The sequence below is a fragment of the Bradyrhizobium genomosp. III genome (assembly GCF_000261705.1).
Classification (GTDB): Bacteria; Pseudomonadota; Alphaproteobacteria; order Rhizobiales; family Xanthobacteraceae; genus Bradyrhizobium; species Bradyrhizobium ottawaense.
In genome coordinates this window covers 1-11,172 of the sequence record NZ_AJQF01000389.1, presented here as the reverse complement: position 1 = coordinate 11,172, position 11,172 = coordinate 1, and the positions used below count along the sequence as shown (strand labels likewise).

The 11,172-nt window shown below is 63.9% G+C and carries 13 protein-coding genes and 1 pseudogene; 6 read left to right on the top strand and 8 right to left on the bottom strand.

The annotated features are described in order from the left end of the window. On the bottom strand, positions 1-209 hold a 209-nt coding region (locus IC66_RS0131580; protein ID WP_038950323.1), incomplete at its 3' end, for a RidA family protein. Positions 210-454: 245 nt separating this feature from the next. On the opposite strand from IC66_RS0131580, the gene IC66_RS0131575 reads away from it, so the two are divergent. Then, complete coding sequence (locus IC66_RS0131575) at positions 455-1,300, top strand: cell envelope integrity EipB family protein (protein WP_028143959.1); 846 nt, start codon at positions 455-457, stop codon at positions 1,298-1,300. A 264-nt stretch (positions 1,301-1,564) separates the two neighbouring features. After that, on the top strand, positions 1,565-1,966 hold the full coding sequence (locus IC66_RS0131570) for a RidA family protein (RefSeq protein WP_038950322.1): 402 nt from the start codon (positions 1,565-1,567) through the stop codon (positions 1,964-1,966). Between the two features lie 51 nt (positions 1,967-2,017). On the opposite strand, the gene IC66_RS0131565 is transcribed toward IC66_RS0131570, so the two are convergent. Further along, positions 2,018-2,425 (bottom strand): ACT domain-containing protein, encoded by a 408-nt coding sequence (locus IC66_RS0131565; protein WP_038950321.1) that lies wholly within the window; start codon positions 2,423-2,425, stop codon positions 2,018-2,020. Between the two features lie 192 nt (positions 2,426-2,617). On the opposite strand from IC66_RS0131565, the gene IC66_RS47850 reads away from it, so the two are divergent. After that, entirely contained in the window at positions 2,618-2,773 is a 156-nt protein-coding gene (locus IC66_RS47850) for a hypothetical protein (protein ID WP_162832276.1), read from the top strand. Positions 2,774-2,789: 16 nt separating this feature from the next. Here IC66_RS47850 and IC66_RS0131555 read toward each other — a convergent pair whose 3' ends face one another. Both IC66_RS0131555 and IC66_RS0131550 read right to left on the bottom strand, forming a co-directional pair. Next, positions 2,790-4,082, bottom strand: coding sequence for a DNA polymerase IV (locus tag IC66_RS0131555; RefSeq protein ID WP_038950320.1), 1,293 nt, complete (start codon positions 4,080-4,082; stop codon positions 2,790-2,792). After that, the gene (locus tag IC66_RS0131550) at positions 4,079-4,390 is read right to left on the bottom strand and encodes a DUF3572 domain-containing protein (protein WP_018321125.1); all 312 of its coding nucleotides are present in this window, start codon (positions 4,388-4,390) and stop codon (positions 4,079-4,081) included. The genes IC66_RS0131555 and IC66_RS0131550 overlap by 4 nt, the downstream gene beginning before the upstream one ends. Before the next feature lie 241 nt (positions 4,391-4,631). Between IC66_RS0131550 and IC66_RS0131545 the strand changes: the two genes are divergently transcribed. Beyond that, positions 4,632-4,997, top strand: coding sequence for a response regulator (locus tag IC66_RS0131545; RefSeq protein WP_008130064.1), 366 nt, complete (start codon positions 4,632-4,634; stop codon positions 4,995-4,997). A gap of 14 nt (positions 4,998-5,011) precedes the next feature. Beyond that, positions 5,012-6,385, top strand: coding sequence for a PleD family two-component system response regulator (locus IC66_RS0131540; RefSeq protein WP_028143954.1), 1,374 nt, complete (start codon positions 5,012-5,014; stop codon positions 6,383-6,385). Between the two features lie 1,125 nt (positions 6,386-7,510). Here IC66_RS0131540 and IC66_RS0131525 read toward each other — a convergent pair. Together IC66_RS0131525 and IC66_RS0131520 are read right to left on the bottom strand one after the other, a co-directional pair. Beyond that, positions 7,511-7,714 (bottom strand): hypothetical protein, encoded by a 204-nt coding sequence (locus IC66_RS0131525; RefSeq protein ID WP_038972441.1) that lies wholly within the window; start codon positions 7,712-7,714, stop codon positions 7,511-7,513. Between the two features lie 149 nt (positions 7,715-7,863). After that, entirely contained in the window at positions 7,864-8,478 is a 615-nt protein-coding gene (locus IC66_RS0131520; RefSeq protein WP_028143952.1) for a TetR/AcrR family transcriptional regulator, read from the bottom strand. Positions 8,479-8,607: 129 nt separating this feature from the next. On the opposite strand from IC66_RS0131520, the gene IC66_RS0131515 reads away from it, so the two are divergent. After that, positions 8,608-9,846 (top strand): MFS transporter, encoded by a 1,239-nt coding sequence (locus tag IC66_RS0131515; protein WP_038950319.1) that lies wholly within the window; start codon positions 8,608-8,610, stop codon positions 9,844-9,846. Positions 9,847-10,314: 468 nt separating this feature from the next. Here the strand turns inward: IC66_RS0131515 and rpmG are convergent, their stop codons facing one another. Beyond that, complete coding sequence (rpmG, locus tag IC66_RS0131510) at positions 10,315-10,482, bottom strand: 50S ribosomal protein L33 (RefSeq protein ID WP_008139339.1); 168 nt, start codon at positions 10,480-10,482, stop codon at positions 10,315-10,317. Between the two features lie 124 nt (positions 10,483-10,606). Then, positions 10,607-11,172 (bottom strand): annotated as a pseudogene (locus tag IC66_RS0131505) (LLM class flavin-dependent oxidoreductase); the annotation flags it as partial.

The window sequence follows — 11,172 nt, the reverse complement described above, 5'->3', positions numbered from 1 at the left end:
GGGCCCGCCGCCGCGCCGTCTTCGATCGAGACGCCGGCGCCCAGCTTGCCCTTGGCGATCAGCTTGCCGGCGGGGTCGAAGCAGACCTGGCCGGAGACGAACAGCAAATTACCGGTGCGCACGAACGGGACGTAATTGGCCACGGGCGTGGGGGCCTCATGCAGCTTGATGCCCTGTTCCGCCAGCTTTTGCTCGACCGTGCCCGCCATGTTCGACCTCGTTGTCCAGAAATTCCATTCGCCCCGGCATCCGTGGGAGGCCGGCCGCGCCCTGTTTCGCCCATCGTGCCGCCACATGCAAGCAACCCGCAGCAGGCTGCCTTTTGCCGAGGCGAGGCCGCAGGTTCAACGGTGGGGCCGCAACTTTACGTGAAACGGCCTCAGTTGCGACGCAATGGAACGGTCATTAAAATGTCGAATCTGCGCATCCCAAGACGCGTCCCCAAGGAACAGACATGGTGCACCTTTTCCGGACTTCGCTCGGTGTAATGGCGCTCGCGGCGGCCGGTTTAGGCCTCGCCGACGGCGCGCAGGCCGCCAACGGTCCGTTCCTTGCGCACCAGGCGCTTTACGATCTCAGCCTGGTGAAATCGCGCTCCAATTCGGTCAATAGCGCGCGCGGGCGCATCCTCTACAACTTCACCGGAAGCTCGTGCGAGGGCTACACGTCTGAATTCCGCCAGGTGTCCGAGCTCGACAGCGGGGAGGGCAAGGTCACGCTGAGCGACCTCCGCTCCAACTCCTGGGAAGACGCCGCGGGCAAAAGCTATCGCTTCAAGATCGAGACTCGCATGAACGAGGCCGATGCCGGCCGCGTCGATGGCTCGGCCGAGCGCGACGGGGACCACATCAACGTCAAGCTGAAGCTGCCGGCGCCGAAGAATTTCACCCTCGACGGCAAGATCGTATTCCCGACCGAGCAGATCCAGCGCATCATCGCCGCCGCCAAGGACGGCAAGCCGCTGCTCGAGCTCTCCGTCTATGACGGCTCCGACGACGGCCAGAAGGTCTACAACACGCTGACCGTGATCGGCCAGCCGATCCCCGCCGACCGCGCCGCCGCGCCGGATCCGTCGACCTCCGACGAGCACATGAAATCGCTCAAGCGCTGGCCCGTCACGGTCAGCTATTTCGACCGCGAGGCCCAGCAGAAAGAGGGCGAGCAGACGCCGGTCTACGCGATGGCGTTCGAGCTCTACGAAAACGGCGTCTCGCGCCAGCTCGTGCTCGACTACAACGACTTCGTCATTTCCGGCGCGATGGGCAAGTTCGACGTCAAGGACAGCAAGCCCTGTAATTGAGGGGCTAAGCTCTTTCCGGGTTACAGCACACTCCACGCCGTCACCGTGACCCTGAGGTGGCCGCTTCTTCAGCGGCCCTCGAAGGGCGACGGCCTGGCTGCGGCAGCGGGGCCGTGCATCCTTCGAGGCTCGCCACGCGGAGCTTCGCGCCGCGCAGCTCACACCTCAGGATGACGGAGTGCGATTGGCGCTCGCCGCATCTAGCTCTCGTCATACTCTCCCGCTACGCTCCCTCCCAACCAGAAACATCAGGGAGGCCAGCCCATGCCCAAGCTCGATCATCTCCGCCCCAGCGGCCTGCATCACAATCCCGCTTATTCCCACGTCGTCACCGCGACCGGCGCGCGCACCATCTACATTTCGGGACAGGTCTCGACCGACGAGGAGGGGCGGATCGTCGGCGAGGGCGATATCGCCGCGCAGACCACGCAGGTGATGCAGAATCTCGGACACGCGCTGGAGGCAGCCGGCGCGAGCTATTCCAACATCGTGAAGATCACGACCTTCGTCGTGAACTACAAGCCGGAGCTGCGCCCCATCATCGGCAAGGCCCGCTCGGCCTTCTTCGAAGGCATGGAGCCGCCGGCCTCGACCTTGGTCGGCGTCTCCGCGCTCGCCGCGCCGGAATGGCTGATCGAGATCGAGGCGATCGCCGTCGCGGATTGATTTTCGTAGCCCGGATGAAGTGCAGCGCAATCCGGGAAGCCTGCCGCCGGGCTACAAGTGCCTCTCGCTCGAAATCCCGTGAAGAACAGCCATCGCTTCGTCGGCCCTGTCGTCGGGTACAAGCAGATGGTCGTGGTGGAAGGCCGACACCGCGTTCACGCTGATGCCGGCTTCAGCGAGACGGGCCGTGATCGCGGCCAGGAAGCCCACCGCGTCGAGTGCCGAGTGAACCGTCAGGGTGATCAGGCGCGAGGGGAACGCGTAGCGCAGCCCCGCCGCTTCGGCCTCTTCGCGAGAGATCACCAGCGTCGTGCCTTCCTGTTCGCGGAACGTCAGCTGCGGTTTGAGTGCTTCGGGAATGGCCTCGCAGGTCGGGATCGTGCAAAATACGAAGGTGCCGTCCAGCATCTTCGGCCTCATGTGTCTCAGCAGCGCGCCGAGATTGTGCTCGCCCGTCATGGTGCCAGCTCCTGCAGGATCGTTTGAGCCCTTGCGCAGCTATCGGCGCCGGCGGCTGTTGAAGCCATGACGGGCATACGTTCGTATATCTCCCCGAATCCTTCTCATGCCCCGATCTTACGCTCGTACAATTGAGTGACGGCGGCGGATTCTTACAATTTGAGTCCACTCGGGTCACTACGAGGAAGCTCAATGAATGTCGTCATTCGCAAGCTCAACGGTTTGTGGCACCTCATTGTCGGGTCTTGTCAGATCCGAACTCCGTTCCTGGAAACGCAGGATCGGCAGCTGGTCGTTCAATATGCCCGGCGCGTCTATCCGGGTGCGCGGATATTCGAACGCGATTGAGTTGAGCAGGTCTCGATCACTCGGGCTGTCCTGTTTCGGGGCCCTCATACGCGATCCCGCGGATCACCGCCGCGCTGCCGAATTTCTTGCGCAGGCTGTCCACGGCGCGCTCGGCGTGGGCGGCGCGGCGGTCGAGCATGTCGGTGTCGTCGGCGGGCGAGCCCTCGCGCAGTGCGCTGACGCCGGCGCCCATCAGGCGGAAGGCGGTGCCGTCGGTCTCCTTGGCCAGCATCTCGCGGCAGATCGAGAAGATCTTTGCGGCGAGCTGGGTCGGGGCCGCGATCGATTGCGAGCGCGTGCGCTGGCGGAAATCGGCGGTCTTCAGCTTCAGCGTGACGGTCGAGCCGGCGAGTTCGCTGCTCTTGAGCCGTGACGATGTCTTCTCGCACAGCCGCCACAGGATCTTCTCCAGCGTCGCGAAATCGCGGATGTCGGTCTCGAAGGTGGTTTCGCTTGAAATCGTCTTGGCGCCCCGATCAGGCTCGACGCGGCGGTCGTCGATGCCGCGCGCGAGCCGCCATAGCCTGCGGCCGTCGCTCGGAAACTGCCGCATCATCTCGATCTCGTCGGCCTTTTGCAGATCGGCGATGATGCGGAAACCGCGCTGCACCAGCCGCTCCTGAGTGGCCGGTCCGACGCCGAAGATGAAGCCGACGGGCTTGTCGGCAAGCATCGATCGCGCTTCCTCCTGGTCGAGCGCGGCGAAGCCCCGGGGCTTGTCGAGGTCGGAGGCGATCTTGGCCAAAAACTTGTTGCAGGACAGGCCGACCGAGACGGAGATGCCGATGTCCCGCTCGACGTTGCGGGCAAAGCGCGCCAGCACTTTTGCCGGGATCATGCCGTGCACCCGTTCGGTGCCGGAGAGATCGAGGAACGCCTCGTCGATCGAGAGCGGCTCGACCAGCGGCGTCAGCGCCTGCATGGCCTGGCGCACCTCGCGGCCGACGCGGACATATTTGGCCATATCCGGCGGGATCACGGTCGCGTGCGGGCAGGCCTCCAACGCCTTGAACATCGGCATGGCGGAGCGCACGCCGTAGGTGCGAGCGATGTAGCAGGCGGCCGACACCACGCCGCGTTTTCCTCCGCCAATGATGACCGGCTTGTCGGCAATGTCAGGATTGTCGCGCTTCTCGACCGTCGCATAGAAGGCGTCGCAGTCGATGTGGGCGATGGTCAGGCCTGCGAGCGCGCGGTGACGGACGAGGCGAGGGGAACCGCAGGCGGAACAGCGCCTCACGCCCATGTCCAGATCGGCCAGACAGTCCCGGCAGAAGCAGCGGGGCCCGGCCGTATCAGGGGCGGTCACGGCACGTCGCGCTCCCAGGAGGGGTCGCCGAGCGCGTCGCCGAGGACCTGCCGCGCCGCTGCGACGTTGGTCGGATGCAGTTCCGCGGTCGAGGCAAAGGCCTTCACGGTGGCGTCATCGCGCAGCACGAAATCGAGCACGCTGAGCAGAAAATTGGGGTCCGCGGCGGCATTGCGCAGGGTCTCCGGACCGACCCCCGTCTCGGCCAGAAACAGGCCCAGCCGCTCGGGATCGCTCGCAACGAAAGAGAGCGCCTGAATCGCAACGATTTCAGCGACTTCGCGGGGGTTGTGAACAGGCTTTTTCAAGGGGACGGTTTGCCTTTCCGTTAACTTTCGGTCTCTAATTTGGAATCATCATGCCCGAGTCTCGGCCCTGAGTCTTCCGACCCCAGGCAAGTAACTGGAAACCACATCGCAGAAAGTCGACCCTCGGGTTTAACGAAACTCAAGCGAATCTGAGGCTAGTTTGAATCCAGTTTTCGAAGCGCCGGCGAGCGGCGCCTGAGGCGTTACATGTATGGGTCTGCGGACCAATCAGGAGGGCGGGATGGCTAAGACCGTCCTGATCGTGGAAGACAACGAGCTCAACATGAAGCTCTTCCGCGACCTGTTGGAGGCGCACGGCTACCAGACCTCCGGCACCAGCAACGGCTACGAGGCGCTCGACCTCGTTCGCAAGATGCGGCCCGACCTCGTGCTGATGGATATCCAATTGCCGCAGGTCTCCGGGCTCGAGGTGACGCGCTGGATCAAGGACGATCCGGAGCTGCGTTCCATTCCCGTCGTCGCGGTCACGGCGTTCGCGATGAAGGGCGACGAAGAGCGCATCCGCGAGGGCGGCTGCGAGGCCTATTTGTCCAAGCCGATCTCGGTCGGCAAATTCATTGAGACGGTCCGGCGTTTCATCGGATAGGAAGTGAGTTCACAGTGTCCGCGCGTATCCTGGTCGTCGATGACGTCCCTGCCAACGTCAAGCTGCTCGAGGCCCGCCTCTCTGCCGAATATTTCGACGTGATGACCGCCTCGAACGGCACCGAGGCGCTTGCGATCTGTCAACGCGCCGAATGCGACATCATCCTGCTCGACGTGATGATGCCCGACATCGACGGCTTTGAAGTCTGCCGCCGCCTCAAGACCGATCCGGCGACGCACCACATTCCTGTCGTCATGGTGACGGCGCTCGACAGTCCGTCCGACCGCAATCGCGGGCTGGAAGCGGGCGCGGATGATTTCCTGACCAAACCCGTTTCCGACGTCGTGCTGATCGCGCGGGTGCGCTCGCTGACGCGGCTGAAGATGATGACCGATGAGCTGCGCATGCGCGCCATCACCTCGCTCGAGATCGGCATGCAGGCGCCCGAGCGCAGCGCCGTGGCCGACACCGGCAAGGGCGGCCGCATCCTGCTGGTCGACGACCGTCCGTCCTCCTACGAGCGGCTGGCCACGATCCTCGCCGCCGAGCACACCATCGACGTCGAGCCGAACCCGACGGAGGCGCTGTTCCACGCCGCCGAGGGCAATTACGATTTGCTGATCGTCTCGCTCGACCTCAACAATTTCGACGGCCTCCGCCTGTGCAGCCAGGCGCGCTCGCTGGAGCGCACGCGCCATGTGCCGATCCTGGCGATCGCGGACCCCGAGAACTCGACGCGGCTGCTCCGCGGCCTCGAGATCGGCGTCAACGACTATCTGCTGCGTCCCATCGACAAGATCGAGCTCTTGGCGCGGGCCCGCACCCAGATCCGCCGCCGCCGCTATACCGATCATCTGCGCGACAACGTGCAGAACTCGATCGAGATGGCGATCACGGACGCGCTCACCGGCCTGCACAATCGCCGCTACATGGAGAGCCATCTGGCGACGCTCGCCGAGCAGGCCGCGACCCGCGGCAAGCCGCTGGCGCTGATGATCCTGGACATCGACTTCTTCAAGTCCATCAACGACAATTACGGCCACGACGCCGGCGACGACGTGCTGCGCGAGTTCGCGGTGCGGGTGCGCAAGTCGATCCGCGGCATTGATCTGGCCTGCCGCTACGGCGGCGAGGAGTTCGTCATCGTCATGCCGGAGACCGATCTCCACGTCGCCGGCATGGTCGCCGAGCGCCTGCGCCGCTCGATCGCGGGCGAGCCGTTCGCGATTCACAAAGGGGCGAAGCGCATCGAGGTCACGATCTCGATCGGCCTGACCACGCTGGAGCAGAAGGGCGAGGCGGTCGCCGACGTGCTCAAGCGCGCCGACACCGCGCTCTACCGCGCCAAGCACGACGGGCGTAATCGGGTGGTATCGCAGGCGGCGTAAGGTCCGGCTGCGCAAAATCGCGAAAACAACCCCATGCACAGTAGCCGGCGTTAGCTCGATCAATAGGTTAGGCGAGGGCAGCGAAATCGCTCGTGCGGAGGAGCGCGCCGTTCGACGCGTCCGGGCAATACAGGAGTGTAACGAAGCATCACGGTCTGTCCCGATGCGGCAGCAAGAGTCCGGCCAGAGAGAAATCGCCAGACATTGCTTCCGGGCCTCGGCGGCCCGGGCAAAACAGCTCCGGAGTGACGGGGCGCGTGGGGTTACGGGACTGACCTGTGCAGTCCACTCCTCTCAGGAGCGCTTGGGGCGCTAGCCGATGAATTGCGTCTGCATCGCGGGATTAGTCGCGCCAAACTGGGCCAGATAGCAAAATCCTGCAGCCACTAACGTGAAGCCTCCTCCGAACATGCAAAGGGCGAGAATAAAACCGAAAAGTCCTGCGCTCGCTAGTGTGTTAGCCTCGGCTGATCGCTCTTCCTCTGTGATCGCGTGCCTCTCGACATTCCACGGCGGTGTTTATCTCCGCTCCTTTCAAGCAAGCCGCCCCCGCCTTGCTATCTCGTCCTCAAGCTTTTTCAGCAACTTGAGGAGTGCGGGACCGTCCATGTCCTCACGCGCGGCGCGCATATAGTGCTCCAAAATCGTCGGCCCGGTTTCTGACAAAGGCCCTGGCTTGTTTCCCATTACCGTCTCCGATCCAAGAAGGCGGGAGCATTTCGATCTCCGCCTTCTGCTGATATGTGCGATAAGCGGAAAAATGTCGCATATGCGGTCTTTGCAGGGTGGTCAATTTTGCTCACATTGAGCGGTGACCGCATCCCTTCAGGGGATCAAGCGTTCCAGAGAGACTGTGGCGGAGGTTGATGCCACGACCCGGCCTCCGCCGTCTCTGACCTCGATCTTGGTGAAGCCTGTCCTGCGGTGACGGGCGTGATCGAGAATAGCTTGGCCTAGAGCTCAAGAGCTCGCGTCTCGGCAGCGCTCAGATCGGTAACTTCGGCCCCTTCGTCACCGATAAAAACGCCGCCGTCATGGTGGATATCGAAGGGGTAAATTGGCATGGGCGTTCAATCAGCCCATGGCCTCAAGGTTCCTAAGGTCCAGCCCTCAAGGGAGCGGCTACTACGCCAGCAGCCAGGCTGCGACAGCGTGGACAAGCAAAAAGAGCACGTACAGCCAGCCGGACATCGCGATGGTTATGGTGGCAAAGAAGAGTGAGCCGAGGACTAAATCAGCCAATCTCCCGCTCGCGGCCTTGAGAGGTGCCATCGGCGGGATCGAGGCGGGTGCGATCGGGAAGTGTTCGACCCCGAACGGGTGGGCCATCTTTGCCCCTCTCATGGCTGGCAGGGGAGCGCAAAAGCGGTCTCTCAGCCACCGACGTCTGCAGGACGAGCCATTGATCGGTGATGCGTCTTCAATGCGCGATGATAGGCAAGGTTCAATTCGTCCCTGAGGAGTGCCATTCCACTCCCTCAGGGATGCTGGACCACTCTCTTGCCCCGTTTCATCGCCGGCTTCGCTTCCCCGCCCACATCCACCCCCGCATTCCGCAGCAGCACCTTCGCCGCTTCCTTCGCCGCACGCGCCATCGCCGGATCGTCGCGGACGAGGTCCTGCGCGATCGAGCCGTCGACCAGCAGCACCAGCTGCGTTGCGAGCCCATCCGCATCGGTCACACCGAGCTCGTTCAGGCGGTCGCGAAACCAGAGGCGGCGGCTCTCCTTGAAGGCGACCGCGATCTTCTTCACGGCGCGGTCCTGAGGGCCCAGCTCGGCAACCGCGTTCACGAACGGGCAGCCGCGAAAGTCCTTGGCCGCAAACCGCCGCTCCAGCGAATCAAACGTCGCAAGGATCTGCTCGGCCGGCGGCTTGTCGGAGGGCCGCGCGCTCACGAAGCGGCGTTCCAGATAGGCGGTGATCAGCGCGTCCTTGGACGGGAAGTGGTTGTAGAGCGTGCGCTTGGAGATGCCGATCTCGGCCGCAATGGTGTCGACGCCGATGGCGCGAATGCCCTGCAGATAGAACAGCTTGTCGGCGGTCTGAAGGATCCGCTCTTTCATCGTCTGTGGGGCGGGCGGGGGAGCCATGCGGCGACGCGCATCCTCTTGGCTTGACAGCTGGGGTCCTACATAGCCTAAGTACACAGGTCTGTGTAACCAAAATCAACCGATATTTCAGACGACGGCATTTGCGCCGTGTCCGCGAGGGAGAAGAATATGCCCCTGTTGCAGGTCCTGCGTCCGACATTGCCCATCCTGATCGGCGCCTCGATCATGCTGACGCTCAGCATGGGGCTGCGGCAGAGCCTCGGCATCTTCATGCAGCCGCTGACGCACGACATCCACATTTCGATCTCGGATTTCACGCTGGCGCTGGCAGTGCAGAACCTCGCCTGGGGCTTTCTCCAGCCGCTCGCCGGCGCGATGACGGTGCGCTACGGCTTCCGCCCGATCATGATCGTCGGCGCCCTGATGTACATCGCAGGCCTCGTTCTGATGGCGACCGCGAACGGCCTCGTCAGCATCATGATCGGCGCCGGCGTGTTGATCGGCACGTCGCTGGCCTGCACCGCGGCCGCGATCGCGATGTCGGTGGCGGCACGCGCCGTCCCTGCGACCGTGCGCTCGACCGTGCTCGGCATCGTCTCCGGCGCGGGCTCGCTGGGCGCGCTGCTGTCGGCGCCGATCGGGCAGATGCTCAACGAGGGGTTTGGGTGGCGCGTCGGGCTCGCCGGCTTCGTCGTCATGTCGGTGCTGATGATTCCGGCCGCGTGGTACGCCGGGCGCGTCGACCAGGTCCCGCTGCCGAAGCCGGCTGCCGACGAGATCGACGATGCCACGGCTGCGACCGCGGCGAGGACCGCGTTCGGCAATGCCTCCTTCGTGGTGATGACCTGCGCCTATCTCGTCTGCGGCATGCAGCTGGTGTTCCTCACCACGCATCTGCCGTCATACCTTGCGATCTGCGGCCTCGATCCGATGCTGAGCGCGCAGACGCTCGGCATGATCGGCGGCTTCAACGTGCTCGGCTCGCTGTTCTTCGGCTGGGCCGGCGAGCGCTGGAACAAGCTGGCGCTGCTGGGTGCGATCTACATCCTGCGCTCGCTGGCGCTAGCCTGGTACTTCATGCTGCCGGCAACGCCGTTCTCGACGTTGCTGTTCGGCGCCATCATGGGCTTCCTCTGGATGGGCGTAGGGCCGCTGGTCGCGGGCGCGGTCGCCGAGATGTTCGGCCTGCGCTGGCAGGCGATGATCCAGGGCCTCGCCTTCATGAGCCACCAGATCGGCAGCTTCCTCGGCGCCTACGGAGGAGGAGTGCTCTACGACGCGCTCGGCTCCTACACCATGGCCTGGCGCATCGGCGTGGCGCTGGGCTTGGCCGGCGGCATCGTGCAGGTCGCGTTCGCGCTGCTCCGGCCGTCGCAACCTCCGTCGCCGGTGTTGGAGGCGGCGTGAGGCGTTCGGTCCCCGCGCGATGCTGTGCATCGCGCAGCTCGCACCTCGGGCGACGACCACGACAAGGCTCGATGACAATCTCATGACCATGTCCTTCCCAAATCCGGGCGGAAATTCCGTGCCGGGAAGTGCACGGTAACAGACATTACGGGTCGAGCAACTGAAGGTTGAAGAGCCGTTTGCGTAATGATGGGCCATGGTGGTCAGAAAGTGGAGCACGTCAATTCGTTCTCGTGCCCCGGCCGCGGCGCAGCGCTCCCGGCGATGCGAAGCATCGTCCGGTGCGGTGCGCTGCAGAGCCGGGGCCCATGTCTCGCATGGTGTCGTGTCGCGTTCTGGATCCGGGCTCAGCGGAGCAGCGTTGCACGCTGCAGCGCGTCCGGGACACACGAGAGGGCCAAAATGAAACGGGGCCCGAAAGGGCCCCGCAAAACGCTTCAATGCTTGTCCGCGATCTGACTTGATCTTTTACTTGATCTTGGCTTCGCGGAATTCGACGTGCTTGCGCGCGACCGGGTCGTACTTCTTCTTGACCAGCTTGTCGGTCATGGTGCGCGAATTCTTCTTGGCGGTGTAGTAGAAGCCGGTGTCGGCCGAGGACACGAGCTTGACCTTGATGGTGACCGCTTTGGCCATGTTCTGAACCTCAGAAAATTGGGGAATCTGGAGCCGGCCAAACGGCCCGCGTTGGCCGGCAACCTAGCCAGAAACCGCCTGATGTCAAGGTTTTAGGGGGCAGAAAGGACCCAAAACGGCCCGCTTATCCCTCGAAGAACCGATTTTTGGGGCGCGGCAGGCCCAGATTCTCCCTCAAAGTGGGCCCTTCATACTCTTTGCGGAAAATCCCGCGCCGCTGCAGCTCCGGGACCACCTTGTCGACGAAATCGTCGAGCCCGGCCGGCAGGAACGGGAACATGATGTTGAAGCCGTCGGAGCCGCGCCCGACCAGCCATTCCTCCATCTGGTCGGCGATGGTTTTGGCGGTGCCGACGAAGGACAGCCCGCCATAGCCGCCGACGCGCTGGGCGAGCTGGCGCACGGTGAGCTTGTCGCGCTTGGCGAGGTCGACCATGCGCTGCCGGCCGCTCTTGCTGGCGTTGGTCTCGGGGATGTCAGGCAATTGGCCGTCCGGATCGAAGCCCGAGGCATCGGTGCCGAGGATGACCGAGAGCGAGGCGATGGCGCTATCGTAATGCACGCGGCTGTCGAGCAGCGCGCGTTTCTCCTTGGCCTCATCGACGCTGTCGCCGACCACGACGAAGGCGCCGGGGAGGATCTTCAGATGCTCGGGATCGCGGCCGATCTTTTCCATACGGCCCTTGATGT